The organism is Bradyrhizobium sp. AUGA SZCCT0176, assembly GCF_018130145.1.
In the GTDB taxonomy this organism is placed as follows: Bacteria; Pseudomonadota; Alphaproteobacteria; order Rhizobiales; family Xanthobacteraceae; genus Bradyrhizobium.
The window spans coordinates 492,025-508,703 of the sequence record NZ_JAFCMB010000004.1 but is presented as its reverse complement, the minus strand read 5'-3'; the positions used below and the strand labels follow the sequence as shown (position 1 = coordinate 508,703).

16 protein-coding genes and 2 tRNA genes are annotated in these 16,679 nt (G+C 62.1%); 14 read left to right on the top strand and 4 right to left on the bottom strand.

From position 1 onward, the window contains the following. Positions 1-249: 249 nt before the first annotated feature. From JQ600_RS13600 to JQ600_RS13570, 7 genes are all read left to right on the top strand, one after another. Positions 250-606, top strand: coding sequence for a hypothetical protein (locus JQ600_RS13600; RefSeq protein WP_212386952.1), 357 nt, complete (start codon positions 250-252; stop codon positions 604-606). An 81-nt stretch (positions 607-687) separates the two neighbouring features. Continuing rightward, entirely contained in the window at positions 688-882 is a 195-nt protein-coding gene (locus tag JQ600_RS13595; protein WP_192734088.1) for a hypothetical protein, read from the top strand. Positions 883-1,220: 338 nt separating this feature from the next. Continuing rightward, positions 1,221-2,354, top strand: a complete 1,134-nt coding sequence (locus JQ600_RS13590; RefSeq protein ID WP_212386950.1) for a glycosyltransferase family 2 protein — start codon at positions 1,221-1,223, stop codon at positions 2,352-2,354. Between the two features lie 109 nt (positions 2,355-2,463). Then, a complete protein-coding gene (locus tag JQ600_RS13585; protein ID WP_212386947.1) occupies positions 2,464-4,002 on the top strand; it encodes a glycosyltransferase family 39 protein in 1,539 nt (512 codons plus the stop codon). 160 nt (positions 4,003-4,162) lie between these two features. Beyond that, complete coding sequence (locus JQ600_RS13580) at positions 4,163-5,464, top strand: RtcB family protein (RefSeq protein ID WP_212489955.1); 1,302 nt, start codon at positions 4,163-4,165, stop codon at positions 5,462-5,464. 246 nt (positions 5,465-5,710) lie between these two features. Then, positions 5,711-6,859 (top strand): DUF2778 domain-containing protein, encoded by a 1,149-nt coding sequence (locus JQ600_RS13575; protein WP_212265903.1) that lies wholly within the window; start codon positions 5,711-5,713, stop codon positions 6,857-6,859. A gap of 239 nt (positions 6,860-7,098) precedes the next feature. Then, positions 7,099-7,260, top strand: coding sequence for a hypothetical protein (locus tag JQ600_RS13570; protein ID WP_212265902.1), 162 nt, complete (start codon positions 7,099-7,101; stop codon positions 7,258-7,260). Between the two features lie 113 nt (positions 7,261-7,373). Here the strand turns inward: JQ600_RS13570 and JQ600_RS13565 are convergent, their stop codons facing one another. Beyond that, on the bottom strand, positions 7,374-7,565 hold the full coding sequence (locus tag JQ600_RS13565) for a hypothetical protein (protein WP_212265901.1): 192 nt from the start codon (positions 7,563-7,565) through the stop codon (positions 7,374-7,376). A 716-nt stretch (positions 7,566-8,281) separates the two neighbouring features. On the opposite strand from JQ600_RS13565, the gene JQ600_RS13560 reads away from it, so the two are divergent. The 3 genes from JQ600_RS13560 (at position 8,282) to JQ600_RS13550 (ending at position 9,909) form a co-directional block, all read left to right on the top strand. Beyond that, positions 8,282-8,350: transfer RNA gene (locus tag JQ600_RS13560), tRNA-Ser, on the top strand. Positions 8,351-8,358: 8 nt separating this feature from the next. After that, positions 8,359-8,422, top strand: a tRNA-His gene (locus JQ600_RS13555). A gap of 335 nt (positions 8,423-8,757) precedes the next feature. Next, a complete protein-coding gene (locus JQ600_RS13550) occupies positions 8,758-9,909 on the top strand; it encodes a slipin family protein (RefSeq protein ID WP_212386944.1) in 1,152 nt (383 codons plus the stop codon). 70 nt (positions 9,910-9,979) lie between these two features. Here JQ600_RS13550 and JQ600_RS13545 read toward each other — a convergent pair whose 3' ends face one another. Beyond that, positions 9,980-11,254: a serine hydrolase gene (locus tag JQ600_RS13545; protein WP_212265898.1), complete on the bottom strand. Its 1,275-nt coding sequence runs from the start codon at positions 11,252-11,254 to the stop codon at positions 9,980-9,982. Positions 11,255-11,416: 162 nt separating this feature from the next. Between JQ600_RS13545 and JQ600_RS13540 the strand changes: the two genes are divergently transcribed. Beyond that, a complete protein-coding gene (locus JQ600_RS13540; RefSeq protein WP_212386941.1) occupies positions 11,417-12,376 on the top strand; it encodes an alpha/beta hydrolase in 960 nt (319 codons plus the stop codon). A gap of 9 nt (positions 12,377-12,385) precedes the next feature. Beyond that, positions 12,386-12,937 (top strand): MarR family winged helix-turn-helix transcriptional regulator, encoded by a 552-nt coding sequence (locus tag JQ600_RS13535; protein WP_212386938.1) that lies wholly within the window; start codon positions 12,386-12,388, stop codon positions 12,935-12,937. Positions 12,938-13,198: 261 nt separating this feature from the next. Here JQ600_RS13535 and groL read toward each other — a convergent pair whose 3' ends face one another. Together groL and JQ600_RS13525 are read right to left on the bottom strand one after the other, a co-directional pair. Further along, positions 13,199-14,842 carry a chaperonin GroEL gene (groL, locus tag JQ600_RS13530; RefSeq protein WP_212386934.1) on the bottom strand — a complete coding sequence of 548 codons (1,644 nt, stop codon included), beginning with the start codon at positions 14,840-14,842 and terminating at the stop codon, positions 13,199-13,201. A gap of 91 nt (positions 14,843-14,933) precedes the next feature. After that, positions 14,934-15,251, bottom strand: coding sequence for a co-chaperone GroES (locus JQ600_RS13525; protein WP_027539690.1), 318 nt, complete (start codon positions 15,249-15,251; stop codon positions 14,934-14,936). Positions 15,252-15,629: 378 nt separating this feature from the next. Between JQ600_RS13525 and JQ600_RS13520 the strand changes: the two genes are divergently transcribed. Beyond that, positions 15,630-15,917, top strand: coding sequence for an usg protein (locus JQ600_RS13520; protein WP_192734078.1), 288 nt, complete (start codon positions 15,630-15,632; stop codon positions 15,915-15,917). Positions 15,918-16,064: 147 nt separating this feature from the next. Then, positions 16,065-16,640, top strand: a complete 576-nt coding sequence (locus JQ600_RS13515; protein WP_212386931.1) for a cupin domain-containing protein — start codon at positions 16,065-16,067, stop codon at positions 16,638-16,640. Positions 16,641-16,679 lie beyond the last annotated feature (39 nt).

The following is a 16,679-nucleotide window of genomic DNA, read 5'->3' as shown; positions in this document are numbered from 1 at the left end:
TGCGAAACTGGTCCGGCCGCTATCGGCCGGAGCGGCATTACATGCGCGGGGCCGGGCCGGCGTCAAAGCGAAGCGCGCGCCACAGCACAAGCTCCTGAGATGCGGCGTTGATCGCGGAGCCGGGGCCTTCTCCGACAGCGCGTACTCCAGCAGCCCAATCAATCGTGATTGGCCAACTCGCTGAAACCGTGCTGTGCACTCTTGTCTCGATCGCGGGTCGGGCTACGCAAAACAAGGATGGAGAAAAGGATGCGCATCCTGATCGCCGCATTGGTCGTGATGACCACTTTCCCAGTTCTCGCCGACGAGGTCGGTGACGCGCGCAAATTGGCGGTTTCGGGGCGTGACGCCTACTGGAACTGCCTGGCCCGCGAGTATCCGCGCGAGAGCAACAGGAACATGCCGGAACAGGAATTTGGCGCGTTGATCGCGGCTGCCTGTGCGTCGGAGCGGCAGAATTTCCGGGTGGCGCTGGTGGGCTTTCTCGGGATCCAGTCCCCGGACAAGGATGCGGGCGCGAACCTGACGACGGCCAACGATGCCATCGCCTTCGCCCAGAAGGACATCGTGACGGCGTTCGCAAGGCGCAAAGCCGCGTCGAAGTAGCCAACTCGGTTTTCGTCAGCCTGTTCGACCATTCCGGCCTTCCGTGATATTGATTCCCGATCAGACGGGGGATTGTCGGGTATGAATTCTGAGTCGATAGCCGGTATCTTGGGTGCCATTGTCGCCTCGATCGTGCTGGTGGTCGCGATCGCCTATGGGCCGATCGGGCAGTTTGGCAAGCCGGCGCCGAAGCCGGCCGCTGTCCAGCAACCGTCCCAGATGGCGCCCGCGGCGCCCGCACCACGGGGACCGGTGATCCGGGAAGTGCCGAATTAGTCGACGCAGGGCAGGGGTCAGGCCACCCTTGCGGAAGGCCCCTGGCATCCCTATCTTGCTCCTAACGGCGACGTCGATGCTTTAGCAGCTCCGGCGCCGGGACGACCATGAATAGTTTGGCTGCGCCGGATGTACGCGCGCCCTCTGTTCGTGGTCGTTGGCATTTTGGGGGCCTTTTTGGCCCAGTTTCCCCACCTGAAACCCGTTCCCGCGCCCCTGCTTTGGTAATCTTAGCGGCGGCTTCGATTGCTGGCGGCGTCTTTCGTAGCGCTGGCGGCGCCATTGGTAGTCCTGGCGGCGCCTTGGCATCCCCAGCGGCTGCGGATATACGCTGGCCCATGAATCAAGCCATCAAACCGGGCCCCGAAAACCCGCCGCAGGCCGCGGGTTTGCCTCAGCTTTCGGTCGTCGTCCCTACCTTTAACGAACGCGACAACGTCACCGTCCTCTACCGGCGGCTGGACGCGACCCTCAAGGACATCCCCTGGGAAGTCGTGTTCGTCGACGACAATTCCCCTGACGGCACCTGGGAAGTGGTGCGCGGCCTGGCGCAGAAGGATCCCCGCGTCCGCTGCATCCGCCGGATCGGGCGGCGCGGCCTGTCCGGGGCGTGCATCGAGGGCATTCTCGCCGCCAGCGCGCCCTATGCGGCTGTCATCGACGCCGATCTACAGCACGACGAGACCCAGCTGCCGAAGATGGTGGGCCTCTTGCAACGTGGCGAGGCCGAACTCGTGGTCGGCAGCCGCTATGTCGAGGGCGGCAGCGCCGACAGTTTCAACAAGGGACGCGCCGGCATCAGCGCGCTCGCGACCGAAGTTGCAAGACGCGTGCTCAAGGTCGAGATCGCCGATCCCATGAGCGGCTTCTTCATGATCCGCCGCGACCGCTTCGAGCAACTGGCGCCGCAGCTTTCAATCCAGGGCTTCAAGATCCTGCTCGATATCGTCGCGACCGCGCAAGGCAAGCTGCGCACGGTCGAGGTTCCCTTTACCTTCGGCTCGCGCCAGCACGGCGAGAGCAAGCTCGATTCGATGGTGGCGCTGGATTTCCTGGGTCTGGTGCTGGCCAAGTTCACTCACGACGTGGTCTCGCTGCGCTTTCTGTTGTTTGCGATGGTCGGCTCGATCGGCCTCATCGTGCATCTCGCGGCGCTGTTCATCGCGAACCAACTCTTCAACATGCCATTCCCGGAGTCGCAGGCCGTCGGCGCACTGGTGGCGATGACCAGCAATTTCATCCTGAACAATTTTCTCACCTATCGCGATCAACGCCTGAAGGGTTTTGCCATCCTGCGCGGCCTGCTGCTGTTTTACCTCGTCTGCAGCGTCGGCCTGTTCGCCAATGTCGGCGTCGCGTTCTCGGTCTACGACCAGGAGCCGATCTGGTGGCTGGCGGGAGCGGCGGGCGCGCTGATGGGCGTGGTCTGGAATTACGCGATGTCCGGACTGTTCGTCTGGCGCAAGCGATGATCGACGGCGTTTTCAAGCGAAGTGGATACCCGGTTCGCGTGAAGAAAACGCGTCGAAACGATGAACTGGAGCCCGGTCCTGATTCAAACAGGACCGGTGGGGCTCCAAAATGAATCCGAACGAGGCGCGGCTTGTCCTCAACACGGTTCTGACGATCCTGGCGCTGGTCGCGGTACGGCTGGTAGCCGCCGCCTACACGCCCATCACCTTCGACGAAGCCTATTACTGGATGTGGTCGAAGAATCTGGCCGGCGGCTATTACGACCATCCGCCTATGGTGGCATTCGTGATCCGCCTCGGCACCATGATTGCGGGTGACACCGAACTCGGCGTGCGTCTGGTCTCTATCCTGCTGGCGCTGCCGATGAGCTGGGCGGTGTACCAGACCGCGGCCGTGTTGTTCGGCGGCAGGCGGGTGGCGACGACGTCGGCGATCCTGCTCAACGTCACGCTGATGGCCGCGGTCGGCACCATGATCGTCACGCCGGATGCGCCGCTCCTGGTAGCGTCGAGCTTCGTGCTGTTTTCGCTGTCCAAGGTGCTCGAGACCGGACGCGGTGCGTGGTGGCTGGCGGTAGGTCTCGCCACGGGCGCTGCGCTGTTGTCGAAATACACCGCGCTGTTCTTCGGCCCCGCGATCCTGATCTGGCTGGTGGTGGTTCCGAAACTGCGGCGCTGGCTGATTTCACCATGGCCTTATCTCGGCGGCCTCGTCGCGCTCTTGATGTTTTCGCCGGTCATTCTGTGGAACGCCGATCATCATTGGGTGTCTTTCATCAAGCAGATGGGCCGGGCGCGGATCGAGGATTTCAAGCCGGCCTTCATCGCCGAACTGATCCCGACGCAGATCGCGTTCGCAACGCCGCTGGTATGGATTCTCGGCGCGATGGGTCTCTATGCTTTGTTTCAGCGTCGCGCCGGTGCGCTGCCGGCGCGCGTGCTGGTCAGCACCATGTTCTGGACCATCGTCGTCTATTTCGTCTGGCATTCGCTGCACGCCCGCGTCGAGGCGAACTGGTTCGCACCGGTCTACCCGGCGTTTGTGGTCGCGGCGGCGTATGCAGCCCATCTGGTGCCATGGGAGAAGCGCGAGCAGCGCACCGTCAATTTCTGCCTGCGCTGGGCGGCGCCAACAGGCATTGTGATGTTTGCGATCCTGATCGTGCAAGCCAACACCGGCGCGCTCTCGGGTTATCGCCGCGACGCCACCGTGCGCAGTGTCGGCGTCGGCTGGCGCGAAATCGCAGGTGAGATCGAGGCCGTGCGGGCGCGCGCGGGCGCATCCTGCGTACTCGCGCCGGATTACGGCACCACCGGCTGGCTTGCGTTCTATCTGCCGAAGGGCACTTGCGTTGCTCAGCAAAGCCAGCGCATCCGCTGGGTCAACATGCCCGAGCCGACGGCGGCCCAGCTCGGCGACAAACAGCTGTATGTTCGCGAGGCCTTGCCCGGCGCTCATCCGTTGAAGGACGAATTTGCCCGCGTCGAGAAGGTCGGCGAGGTCACGCGCAAGCGCGGCCCGCTTGTCGTCGAGACTTACGCACTCGATCTGCTGGAGGGGCCGAAGGGCGGGGTATTCGATCGCTCCCCGCCGCCGGAACTGGCGCTGGAAAACAGCGTTTTGCCGACGTGGCTGCGCCGGCAATAATCCGACGACCGATCGGATGAATGAGCGCCACGCTGACGGCAGGCTGTGTCCGGCGAAAGCATCGCTGCCTATGAACCTAAGCGGGTTTTGGTGCGACGACCTATGCTCGGTGTAAGACATGGCCGGCGACGTCTCGGTAATCGTGGAAGAGGAAGATGTAATGCGGCTCGATCCCTATCAGGAGCGTGCAAGAGCCCTGGCGGTCGAAGCCGGGCTCGAGCCCGATGCGAAGATCGATCGCCCCGGTCAGCGGCCGATCCCCGTCTGGTGCACGTTCCGCGACGCTGCGCGCAACGAACAGTTCACGGCGCAGGCTGCGCAATACCAGAACAGCCCACTCAAGATCTTCGGCCAGCACGAGGAAGCCACGATCGCGCAGATGCGCAACTGCATGGCGGTCGGCAACGCCGTGGCCGGCGTGATCTGCGCGGACGGTCATCTGGGATATGCCCAGCCGGTCGGCGGCGTGATCGCCTATGAGAAGCAGATCAGCATCTCCGGCGTCGGCTTCGACATCGGCTGCGGCAACATGGCGGTGCGTCTCGATACGCCGTTCAGCCGGATCGAAAGCAATGTCGGCACGATCATCAAGGACGTGCACAGGGCGATTTCCTTTGGCGTCGGGCGGACCAATGAGGAGCGCGTCGAGCACGAACTGTTCGACGACGGCGATGCCTGGAGAGAATCCGACATGGGCGCGTATCGGCAGAAGGCCGTGTCGCAGCTCGGCACCGTCGGATCGGGCAACCACTATGTCGACTTGATGCGCGACGAAGCCGGCCTTGTCTGGATCGGCGTTCACTTCGGCAGCCGCGGTCTCGGCCACACCAGTGCCACCCGCTACCTCAAGGCTGCGGGCGGCAAGGATGGCATGAATGTGCCGCCGGCTGTCATCGACGAGGACAGCGAGATCGGGCGACGCTACATCGCGGCGATGCAACTGGCCGGCCGCTATTCCTATGCCGGCCGGGAGTGGGTGATTGAGCGCGTGCGCAAGATCATCGGCGGCAACGTCACCGACATGGTCCACAACCATCACAATTACGCCTGGCGCGAAAATCATGCGGGTAAGGATTTGTGGGTGGTGCGCAAGGGCGCGACGCCGGCATTTCCGGGACAGCGCGGCTTCATCGGCGGGTCGATGGGAGATGACGCCGTCATCGTCGAAGGCGTCGATAGCCTTGAAGCGAAGGCGTCGCTCTACTCGACGGTTCACGGCGCGGGCCGGAGGTTCGGTCGCAGGGAGGCCAAACGGAGGTTTACGCGCGTCGAGATGGATGCGTGGCTGCAGTCGCGCGGCGTGACGTTGATCGGCGCCGATCTCGACGAAAGCCCGATGGCCTATCGAAGGTTGCCGGAGGTGCTTGCCGAGCATGCCGGCTCGATCAAGGTGCAGCACACGCTGCGTCCGTTCGCCGTCGTCATGGCGGGCGAGAACGAATTCGATCCGTTCAAGGATTGATTGCCAAAATGGGACAGCCGGCCAACGGCCGGATGTCCCGATCGCAGGGCAACCCCGCATGTTTACGGGCTGATTTGCGCATAACTTCCAATGATTTGCGCATGCCTTACATCTGCCCGCGTTTAATCTGCATTTAACTAAAACTCGCCTTAATGACGCTCCGTGTCTTTGCGAGATGCTGCCCGGGAACTTTTCGGGCGCGGCATCAAGCGGGGACTTAGTAGAGTTGTTGTGGACGCAAGGCGAATGAGTACGAGTACCGGTGCGTTTGGCCTTGCGGCCCACAACCGCAAGAAATCTTCCCGGAAAGTCATTCCTCAGCATTTCCTCGGCGGCGTCGCGATCGCAGCCGTGGTGCTGGGCTGCGCCTGGACCGTCTACAGCAATATTTTCGCAGCCGGCATCTATCCCTCGGTCAACAGCGCGGCGTTCGATCCGCCGGTCGTCAAGAGCTCCTCGATTGTCGCGTCGCGTCCGGCGCGGCCCGCCTTCAACGAAGTGTTCGCGTCGCTGCCCCAGCCGGCCCCGAAAATTTCCGCGCCCGTGACCGTCGCTCCTTCGATTATGTTTAACGAAAGGTTTGCAGCCTCGGCGCCGCAAGGCGAAGCATCCAGGGCGATCGAAGCCACGCAAGTGGCGGAGGTCTCGCTGCCGGTCGGTGTGAAGAAGACTGAAGCGCCAAAACCTGGCGAAGCGCCGAAGCCGAAGGAAGCCGCTTCGCAGGCACCGACCCAGGTCGCGTTGAACGTTCCGGCCCCGGCGCCCAAGCAGGCTGAAGCCAAACCCGCCGCGAAGGAATCCGGGGCTTCCGTCCGCGACATGGCGCAGCGCGCCAAGGCGGCGGTGATGTCGATTGCGTCCAACGACAAGCCGAGCATGGTCGAGAAATTGTGGGGCAAGCAGCCCTCGCATGGCGGGCTGTTGTCGTACGCTTCCGCCGACGCCAGCGTCACCGGAAGCCTACCCGATACCCGCGCGCAAAACCCGATGCTGGGCGGATCGCCGCCTTACGACAAGCAGACCGCGGTCTACGACATTTCGGCGAAGATGGTCTATCTGCCCGACGGCACCAAACTCGAAGCGCATTCAGGCCTCGGCGCCAAGATGGACGATGTGCGCTATGCGCATGTGCGGATGCAGGGCGTGACGCCGCCGCATATCTATGACCTGAAGCCGCGCGAGGCGCTGTTCCACGGCGTGCCGGCGCTGCGGCTGACGCCGATCGGCGGGCAGGACAAGATCTTCAACCGTGACGGCCTTCTGGCGCATACCTACATGCTCGGCAGCCGCGGCGATTCCAATGGCTGCGTTTCCTTCAAGGACTATTACGCGTTCCTGAACGCGTACCGGAACCAGGGCATCCGGCGCCTTGCGGTGCTGGCCAGGGTTCAGTGACGCCGCTCGTCGTCCCTGCGAACGCAGGGACTCATACGCGTAGCAATCATTGTTGCAGAAGGTATCTAGCGCGAGCGATCCTAACCGATCGGCCGCGGCGTATGGGTCACCGGGTTCGGCCTTAGGCCACCGAAGAATGTGATCTTCGTAACAGTGCGACCGCCGCCGATCAGTCATCGTTCCGATCGCCGAGGCACTGGTGCATCGGTATCAACCAACCCAAGGTAGGAGGCGTAACTATGGATGCAATCGAAATCGCTGCGTCGGATACCGTGACTGATGCGGAACTCGATGAGGTCAATGGCGGCTTTATCTTCATATTGGTGGGTGCGGCGGCGTTCAGCACCGGCTTTTTCGCCGGGTACGGGGCGGTCAGATTTGCACAGGACATGTCGAAATAACGCAGTCCGTCTGAAAGAAGCGAGCGGAGGCCCCGTTTGCGCGGGGCTTTCTGCGCCCCTTGTCATCCGGGCCACAACGTAACAGAGGCTCATCCCTGCGATGTGCAGCCTCCTCAGGCTGTATGTCGAAGAGTTCCATGATGCTTGAAGAACAGGTCAAGCTTTACAGGTTCGCCGGTATCTCGCCAGAACAGTTTTCGACCGAGGCTGGCTGCCACCGCGAGGCGGTGGTGGCCGCCGATCAGAATATGGTCATCCGTTGTTTTGGCGATGATTTCTCCGTCTTCGTCCACGATGATTTTCATGTGCCGCCTCCAATCCAAGGCCGCCGATCAGCGCCGCCGCGATGGTGCGCATTCTATCTAACCTCGTACGGGCTCCGGGCGTTCCACCCCATGAAGATCATTGTTTCCGGATAACAGGCGCCACATCGCGCACCGCCTTTGTGTACTGATCGTACAGAAAATTAAACCGGAAATGCGCGAGTGCAATTATCTTCAAACATCACCGTCACGTGGTCCCCGCACAAAGTCTGCTTGCGATTGCGGACGACCGCCATCGTTCGACGGTCCCGCGCCAACAGGTCATCACAGTTCTCCTTTGATTTAGCCGACGCGATCATCCAACGCTGGTGCGGCCACGTTTAGCGTCGACCCTCTCGTCGCGAAGTGACGGCGGGTCACATCGCCAGCCGTCGCGCGCATCGACGAGGCGCGGCACGACGTGGGTAGGCTTCCGGGATGGAAGGCAGCATCATCGACGCGAGTGCGTCAGCGTCGCGGCGCGGACAGGCGACCGATAGCGGACGGCATCACGTCATCGAATTGCGACGAATGGGCACTTGGTTCGTTGAATGGCTGTGACGGGAAGTCACAGCACTTGCCGAATTTGAAAAACACGCTTGCAACTGAAAGATGTTTCGTTTATTAGCCCGCTCCTTCGCTAGGCCATGGGTTCGGGCTCTCTGAGATCCCGACTGGCGCGAGCCGGTGTCCGGTTTCGTGTTCCGCCGAATGAAGACGCGAGGTGTAGCTCATGGAGAGCGTCGGGGTGAAACCCGAAGGCGTCGGTTCGATTCCGATCTCTTGCGCAACCGAAGGATAGCTCAGTGGTAGAGCAGATGACTATGAATCATCGTGACGCGGGTTCGAATCCCGTTCCAACGCTCCGGTTCAGTCTAAAAAACTGAATTTCCCATTGAAGGGGACCGGACGCGCGCTTCAGTCGCAGTCCGGCCGCATTGCCGCAAGGCTCTTCGTCCGAACCTAGACACTGTACGAACGGCTCTGCGCCGCGGTGGATACCGCTTGCGCTGACGCCGGGAACACCGCTCAAAACGCCCGACATTGTCGGGCGATTGCGCGCGTGCGCCTGTCGTCATGCAAGCTCAAACCACGGCCCGCCGGACCTTCAGGAAGCGCCGTTCGGTCCTCCGTTCCTTCAAAACGAAACCAGCCTTCCGACCTCTGGCCGGAAGGCCAATGATGGAGGCGTGCCATGAACTGGCATTTCCTGATGACGCATGTGACGGTGAAGGATGGCGAGCGAGCGTTGCTGACGCGGAGCGGCAGGCTCGAGCGCGTGCTCGGACCCGGCCGGCATCGGCTGTTCGATCCGCGCAACGAATTGGCGGCCGAAGTGTTCAAGGTGGTTCGCGCCGAATTTCCGGTGGAGCGTTACCTGGTGCTGAAGGCTGCACGGCCTGATCTGGCGGCCGAGCTGTTCGAGGCGGTCGAGACCAGGGCGGATGAAGTCGCCATCGTCAACCTCGACGGCCGTCCGATGCAGCTGATGACGCCCTGGCAGGCGCGCGTCTACTGGAAGGTCGCGACCACGATCGATGTCGAGCGCATCGACGTGACCAGCGATCCCAGGGTGACGGCGCGTCATCTGGCGATGATCGATCGCAACCGTTCGGTGGTCGTGACGGAAGCGGTGGTCGAGAACCACGAAGCCGGTCTGCTCTATGTCGAGGGCCGGCTGGTGGAGCGGCTCGCGCCCGGCCGGCACGCGTTCTGGATCGTCGGCCGCAAGGTCGAGGTCAAGCGCCTCGATCTGCGTCCCCAGGCGGTCGAGATCACCGCGCAGGAGATGCTGACCAAGGACCGCATCGCGCTGCGGGTGACCTTGACGGCGTTCCGCCGGATCGTCGATCCAGAGCGGGTCGTCGCCGTGGTGCCTGACGTGGATGCGTGGCTGTACCGGCTGGTGCAGTTCGCGATCCGCGAGGCGGTTGCCGGCCGCACGCTCGACGAGGTGCTGTCCGCAAAGGCAGCTCTCGATGCGGAGCTTCGGGACTATGTCCGCGGGCGTATCGCGGACAGCGGTGTCGAGGTGACGGAGCTCGGCGTCAAGGATGTGATCCTGCCCGGCGAGATCCGCGAGCTGGTGAACAAGGTGGTGGAGGCGGAGCGAGTGGCGAAGGCCAATTTGATCCGCCGGCAGGAAGAGACCGCGGCGACGCGCTCGCTTCTGAACACCGCCAAGCTGATGGAAGAGAACCCGCTGCTGCTGCGGCTCAAGGAACTGGAGTCCCTCGAGCGGTTGGTGGAGAAGGTCGGCCGCATCGACCTTCACGCCGGCGACGGGCAGGGCTTCGATGCCCTGCTCAACAAGCTGGTTCGCCTGAAGCCGGCGGAAAGCGCGTAACAGGAAGGGTCGCCTACGGGCGGCCCTTCATCTCGGTGCAGGGTCGGCGTCCGCGGAAATAGCGGGCGCGTTACTTCTCGTTCTTGCTCGCAATCATCGCGCCGTAAACCATTGCTCTCAGTTCGGCATGATAGGCGGCACGGATCGACGGCCCCTGGACGAAGACGATGCCGACGAGATTCTCCTTGGTGTCGATGAAGTAGCGCGGTCCCGTGATGCCGCCCCAGAACAGATCGCCGACATTGCCCTGGAACGGCGCGCCGCCGACGCTGACCCGGACCGGATTGACCAGGCTCCAGGAATAACCGTCGCCAGGATGCGCCACGCCGCGCATCGTTCCGATCTGGTCGGCTAGCGCCCATCGAACGGTCATCGGCGATAGCAGGCGGGTGCCGTCGAGCGCTCCGCCGTTGGCGAGAAGTTGCAGCAGCCGGAAGTAATCAGCGGCGGTGGATGCCATTCCCGCGCCGCCGGAGAACCGCTTGGGCGCCCGCGTCACATCGAGCCATTCGAACACCCACATGTCAGGGTCCGTCGGCAAGGGTCGCGCATAGCGCGCAAGCGCATTTCCCTGGACGTGAAACGTCGTGTCACCCATCTTGAGCGGATCCAGCACCAGCTCCTTCAGAGCGACGTCGAGAGGTTTCTTGGTGACGCGCTCGATGATATGGCCGAGCAGGTCGGTCGCGATCGAATATTCGAAAGAGGTGCCCGGTGAAAACGCCAGCGGCAGCGTCGCGAGCTTCTTCAGCATTTCGTCGGCGGACATGTTGTCGACGCGATCGATGCCGAGCTCTCGGTATTTGGCGCGGAGCGGATTGGGCGGGAAGAAGAAGTAGGTGAATCCGGCGCGGTGGGTCATCAGATCGTGAACCGTCGGCTGGCGCGTTGGCGCGGTGAGCTCGGACGTCGCATTGCCGCTGGCGTCTTTCTTCTCGACCGAAATCTTGAGGTCTTTCAGTTCGGGAAGGTAGAGTGCGATCGGCGCCATGATCTGCAATTTGTTCTGCTCGAACAGGCGAAGCGCCGCCACGGTGGTGATCAGTTTGGTCGATGAGGCGATCGCATGAATGGAATTGCGCGCCATCGGGACCTTCTTGTCCTTGTCCTGCCATCCCACGGCCTCGTGAAGCAGCACCTGGCCGTCGCGGGCGATCAGGACCACCGCGCCCGGCGTTCGGCCCTTGTCGACATCGGCCTGCAGCCATCCGGTGATGGCCTTCAGCTTCGCGGTATCGAATCCTGCGCGGGATGAAGCCGTCGCCGTGTCGCGTGCCAAGCCGGGTGCAGGCGCGGCGAGGGCGGTGCCCGCCGCCATCAAAAGTGCTAGTGCGATGTTGCGCATGGTTGCATCTCCCCCTGTTTTGAAGCCTGCTTAATGCGGCGCCAACCGGCGCTGGCTTCACTTTATAGAGCGATTTTGGACTATTTAGTACGATGACGCACTATATACCTTGGAATAGCCTGACAGTCGGATGATTCAGATTCTCGCATGTGCGGTAAGCCGATGACGACAAAACGATTGTTACGGATCGCAGCCAAGGACGGCGAGACGGCGCTTGGCTTGTGGGAGATGCAGCCCGTTGGGCCGGCGATCCTTCCGCCGGTGCTGCTGGTGCACGGCGCCACGTTCGGATCGGGGCTGTTCGATCTGCCCGTGGCGGGCTACTCGCTGATGCAGGAGCTCGCGCGCGGCCGCTTCGTCTATGCTATCGATGTCAGGGGGTATGGCGCATCGGTCGAGACCGGTGTGATGAATGCGCCCATGGCCGCGCATCCGCCGTTTTGCCGCGCCCGGCACGCGATCGAGGATGTCGGTGCGGCGATAACCGAAATCCGGCGGAGGCGAAAAGTCCTGTCGATCGACCTGATCGGGTTTTCGTGGGGCAGCATCGTTGCAGGCTGGTACGCGAGCAGGCATGCCGCTGAGGTCCGCAGGCTGGTGCTGTATGCGCCGCTGTTTGCGGAGAAGAACGCGCTGTGGCTGCATCGCATCGGCGATGCCGCCGACCGCAGCAAACTGGCCGGTCATTTCGGCGCCTATCGGCTCGTCGCCGAGGCCGATGTCATCGCGCGCTGGAACAGCGATGGGCCCGGTGACCCCGCGGACGTTCGCGCGGACGGGGTGGTGGAGGCGTTGTTTGAGGCGGCAGCCAGCAATGATGTCCTCGCCGGATCGCGTCATCCGCCAGCGTTTCGGTGTCCGAACGGCGCGTTCGCGGATCTGGTCGAGGTGTTCAACGGCCGGCCCCTGTACGAACCCGGAACGATCGAGGCGCCGGTCCTGCTGGTGCGGGGCGCATGCGACACCACCTCGACGGCGTCGGACATGCAGCGGCTGGAAGCGGCGATCGGATCGGTGGAAAAATCCTCACTGGAAATACCTGATGGCTCGCACTTCCTCTGTATCGAGAAGAATCACATGAGCCTATACCGGGCGATAAATACCTATCTGACGATGGATTGAGTGGCGGCGATGGCGGTCAAGGCGGCGGCAAAGCGCAAGTCCGGAACGACGGAAGAGTTGAATGTCGGTTGGCAGCCCGGAGAGCGCGTGCTTCACGGATTGCTGCTCGACGCCATCCTGAAGGACAATCCGATACCGCTGGCGTATCGGATGAATTACATCGCCAATTTCTACGTCGGCCCGCTGGTGGCGATGATGGAGAAGTCTTTCAAGCTGACGCGATCCGAATGGATCGTATTGTTCTGCCTGACGCGGCAACCGCGGCTGAACGCCCAGCAGATCAGCATCGTGACCGGCCGGCCCAAGACCAGCATTGCAGGTGCGGTGAAGCTGCTGCAGAAAAAAGGACTGATTACCCGGAAGACCGACATCGCCGACAGCCGCGCGCGGGTGCTGCATCTTAGCGATTCCGGGCAGCGCATCTACACCGCGATCATAGGCAGCTTTATCGAGCGCGAAAAAGCCATGCTGGAAACGCTCGATCCTGCGGAGCGGCGCGAGCTCGGCCGACTGTTCGGCAAGATCATCGCCGCCGCCGATGCGTGGGCGAAGCCGTATTGACGGGACGTTTCGGGGCGGTGGCGGGGCGAGCGGATGAACTTGCGGCGGGTTCGTGTTGAACGATAAGCGACCACAAATTATCCTCCGTCATAACCACGATCGCGCGTATGGATTCCCCGATACGCAATTGCGCATCTGCGGCCAGCGCCAAGCGGCGCGTCCCGGAGAGGGATTGCTGGCCTTCGAAAACCCCAACAAACAAAAACCCCGGCATCGCTGCCGGGGTTTTGCATTCTTTGATGTTCGCCTGGATGGCTGGACTTAGAAGTCCATGCCACCCATGCCGCCGCCGCCGGGGGGCATACCGCCGCCGCCCGCGTTTTTCTTCGGCAGTTCGGCGATCATGGCTTCGGTCGTGATCAGGAGAGCCGCAACCGACGCTGCGTTCTGGATCGCCGCACGAACCACCTTGGTCGGGTCGATGATGCCCTTGGAGACCAGGTTGCCGTATTCGCCGGTCTGCGAGTCGAAGCCGTAGTTGTACTGGTCCTTCTCGAGGATCTTGCCGACGATGACCGAGCCGTCTTCACCAGCGTTGATCGCGATCTGGCGGGCCGGCGCGGACAGCGCCTTGCGCACGATCTCGACGCCGGTCTTCTGGTCGTCGTTCGCGGTCTTGATGCGCTTGAGCTGCTCGGAGGCGCGCAGCAGGGCGACGCCGCCGCCCGGCACGATGCCTTCTTCAACCGCCGCACGGGTCGCATGCATCGCGTCATCCACGCGATCCTTGCGCTCCTTGACTTCGACTTCGGTCGCGCCGCCGACGCGGATCACCGCGACGCCGCCTGCGAGCTTGGCCAGACGCTCCTGCAGCTTCTCACGGTCGTAGTCCGAGGTGGTTTCCTCGATCTGCGCCTTGATCTGCTGAACGCGCGCCTCGATGTCGGCCTTCTTGCCGGCGCCGTTGACGATGGTGGTGTTTTCCTTGTCGATCATCACCTTCTTGGCGCGACCGAGCATCTGCAGCGTGACGTTCTCGAGCTTGATGCCGAGATCTTCCGAGATCGCCTGACCACCGGTCAGAACCGCGATGTCCTGCAGCATGGCCTTGCGGCGATCGCCGAAGCCCGGAGCCTTGACGGCAGCGACCTTGAGGCCGCCACGCAGACGGTTGACGACGAGGGTGGCGAGAGCTTCGCCTTCGACGTCTTCCGCGACGATGACCAGCGGCTTGCCAGTCTGCACCACGGCTTCGAGCAGCGGCAGCAGCTCGTTCAGCGAGGAGAGCTTCTTCTCGTTGATCAGGATGTAGGCGTCGTCCATTTCAACGCGCATCTTGTCGGCGTTGGTGACGAAGTAGGGTGAGATATAGCCGCGGTCGAACTGCATGCCTTCGACGACGTCGAGTTCGGTCTCGAGCGACTTGGCTTCTTCAACCGTGATGACGCCCTCGTTGCCGACCTTCTTCATGGCGTCGGCGAGGAACTTGCCGATTTCGGCGTCGCCGTTGGCGGAGATGGTGCCGACCTGGGCGATTTCCTCGTTCGAGGTGACCTTCTTGGAGTTCTTGACGAGGTCGGCGACCACGGCTTCCACAGCCAGGTCTATACCGCGCTTCAGGTCCATCGGGTTCATGCCGGCAGCAACCGACTTGGCGCCTTCACGGACGATCGCAGCCGCGAGCACGGTTGCGGTGGTGGTGCCGTCGCCGGCAGCATCTGCGGACTTGGAGGCGACTTCGCGCACCATCTGCGCGCCCATGTTCTCGAACTTGTCTTCGAGTTCGATTTCCTTGGCGACGGTGACGCCGTCCTTGGTGATGCGGGGAGCGCCGAACGACTTGTCGAGCACGACGTTGCGGCCCTTCGGGCCGAGCGTGACCTTCACGGCATTGGCGAGAATGTCGACGCCGCGCAGCATGCGGTCGCGGGCATCAACGCCGAATTTGACTTCTTTAGCTGACATATTTGATTTCCCTGAGTTGAACTTGGTGTCTCACCCTTGTCGCGGAGCGCCTCGCAGGCGCTCCTCAGGGGTGAGCGTGTGCGGGTTTGGCTTAGGCGGCCTTCTTCTTGGTCGCGGGAACGTCGGTGAGGACGCCCATGATGTCGCTTTCCTTCATGATCAGCAGTTCCTGGCCATCGAGTTTGACCTCGGTGCCGGACCACTTGCCGAACAGGACGCGGTCGCCGACCTTGAGGTCGATCGGGATCAGCTTGCCAGCTTCGTCACGGCCACCGGGGCCGACGGCGGTGATTTCGCCCTGGGAGGGCTTTTCCTTGGCACTGTCCGGAATGATAATGCCGCCAGCAGTCTTCTCTTCGGCGTCGATGCGCTTGACCACGACGCGGTCGTGAAGCGGACGGAATTTCATGCAGTCCTCCTAAGTTTTTGCAACTGTTGTCGAATTCTGGGATTTTGGCAGTCCGAGCAGGCGAGTGCTAGCTCGGCTGCGGCTGATTTAAGCCAGTCTTGTTCGGGGGACAAGGGCTTCTAGCAGAAAAATTGGCACTCAAATATGACGGCTGCCAATTTCATTCATCATGATTAATCGAGGTAAACGGCCTGCCGACCCCGTATTAGCACGTGCGGTAAGCTGCTGCTAACGCGTGATTTTTCAACAGTTCATTAAACATTTAGGCTTGTGATGGGTGGGTATCGTGCGTCACATTTCTCTCATGTGAGCGCATCTCCGCCGGGGTGGCTCGGTGTGGCCACCACGTGAAATGCGCTTCCACCAATGGAGGTTGGCATGGTCTCGCGGGTTGGGGTTGTTTCCGACGATTTCCGGAAGCAGGTGCTGGGTTATGGGCTGACGACGGCGGAAATTCTCTATCGGCTGCCGGATCATCCCTCGCTGCTGCAAACCTACGTCTGGCAGAATTATGATCTGTTTCCGAAATTTCCGGCGCTGAAAGATTTTCTGGCCTTCTGGCAGGAAAAGCTCGACGGCCCGCTGTATTCGGTCACGGTCGCGCATTCCAAGCTGATCAAGCCGGCAGAACTTCGCGCTGTGGACGGCGTGTTCAGGCTGCATTGAGCGGACAGGATTCGTAGGGTGGGTAGAGCGTAGCGAAACCCACCATCTTCGTCGCCACGACGGCGGTGGGTTACGGCTTCGCCTAACCCACCCTACGAATTTCATTTTGTGTTAGCCTCCCGCCATCAAACAAACGGGAGGGCGCCAATGGCCAAGCAAAAAGCGACATCGAAAGCCGCAGCCAAAACCGCGGTGAAGAAGAAATGGACGGGCCTCGGTACGGCAGCCAAATCTTCAGCCCGCAAGACCATCGAATCAAAAGGCCGCGTCGCCACAGCCAAATCGAAGGCGGCAGCCAAGCCAACGGCCAAGGCCGTAGCAAAGCCGAAGGCGCGGCCGAAACAGCGCATCGCCATCAGCCATCATCGGGATGAGGATTTTAAGGCCGACGGCCTGCGCACCTATGCGCAGTACCGCGATCTCGGCATTGCCGCGGCGACCCATGGCCTCGCGCAAGCGCATGTGATCCGGCTGATCGGACCCTGCAATCCGGAGGAAGTTTCAAAACTGCATTATCACGACGTCGAATTCCAGATGGTCTATGTGCTCAAGGGGTGGGTGAAGACCTACATGGAAGGCCAGGGAGAGACCTTGATGAAACAGGGCGGCTGCTGGACCCAGCCGCCGCGCATCAGGCATCTGATCCTGGACTATTCTGACGACGTCGAATTGCTGGAAGTGATTTTGCCGGCGGAATTCAAGACGGTGGAATTATCGTCGTAAGTCCGCGCGAGCGCGAATGTTAGTGTTCGTCATGGCCGG

Excerpts from the sequence above, each read along its gene's own strand:
- JQ600_RS13540 (WP_212386941.1), top strand. The coding sequence starts at position 11,417 with ATGACGACAAAACGATTGTTACGGATCGCAGCCAAGGACGGCGAGACG.
- JQ600_RS13600 (WP_212386952.1), top strand. The coding sequence starts at position 250 with ATGCGCATCCTGATCGCCGCATTGGTCGTGATGACCACTTTCCCAGTT.
- JQ600_RS13570 (WP_212265902.1), top strand. The coding sequence starts at position 7,099 with ATGGATGCAATCGAAATCGCTGCGTCGGATACCGTGACTGATGCGGAA.
- JQ600_RS13590 (WP_212386950.1), top strand. The coding sequence starts at position 1,221 with ATGAATCAAGCCATCAAACCGGGCCCCGAAAACCCGCCGCAGGCCGCG.
- JQ600_RS13520 (WP_192734078.1), top strand. The coding sequence starts at position 15,630 with ATGGTCTCGCGGGTTGGGGTTGTTTCCGACGATTTCCGGAAGCAGGTG.
- JQ600_RS13580 (WP_212489955.1), top strand. The coding sequence starts at position 4,163 with ATGCGGCTCGATCCCTATCAGGAGCGTGCAAGAGCCCTGGCGGTCGAA.
- JQ600_RS13575 (WP_212265903.1), top strand. The coding sequence starts at position 5,711 with ATGAGTACGAGTACCGGTGCGTTTGGCCTTGCGGCCCACAACCGCAAG.
- JQ600_RS13545 (WP_212265898.1), bottom strand. The coding sequence starts at position 11,254 with ATGCGCAACATCGCACTAGCACTTTTGATGGCGGCGGGCACCGCCCTC.
- JQ600_RS13595 (WP_192734088.1), top strand. The coding sequence starts at position 688 with ATGAATTCTGAGTCGATAGCCGGTATCTTGGGTGCCATTGTCGCCTCG.
- JQ600_RS13515 (WP_212386931.1), top strand. The coding sequence starts at position 16,065 with ATGGCCAAGCAAAAAGCGACATCGAAAGCCGCAGCCAAAACCGCGGTG.
- JQ600_RS13550 (WP_212386944.1), top strand. The coding sequence starts at position 8,758 with ATGAACTGGCATTTCCTGATGACGCATGTGACGGTGAAGGATGGCGAG.
- JQ600_RS13535 (WP_212386938.1), top strand. The coding sequence starts at position 12,386 with ATGGCGGTCAAGGCGGCGGCAAAGCGCAAGTCCGGAACGACGGAAGAG.
- groL (WP_212386934.1), bottom strand. The coding sequence starts at position 14,842 with ATGTCAGCTAAAGAAGTCAAATTCGGCGTTGATGCCCGCGACCGCATG.
- JQ600_RS13525 (WP_027539690.1), bottom strand. The coding sequence starts at position 15,251 with ATGAAATTCCGTCCGCTTCACGACCGCGTCGTGGTCAAGCGCATCGAC.
- JQ600_RS13565 (WP_212265901.1), bottom strand. The coding sequence starts at position 7,565 with ATGAAAATCATCGTGGACGAAGACGGAGAAATCATCGCCAAAACAACG.
- JQ600_RS13585 (WP_212386947.1), top strand. The coding sequence starts at position 2,464 with ATGAATCCGAACGAGGCGCGGCTTGTCCTCAACACGGTTCTGACGATC.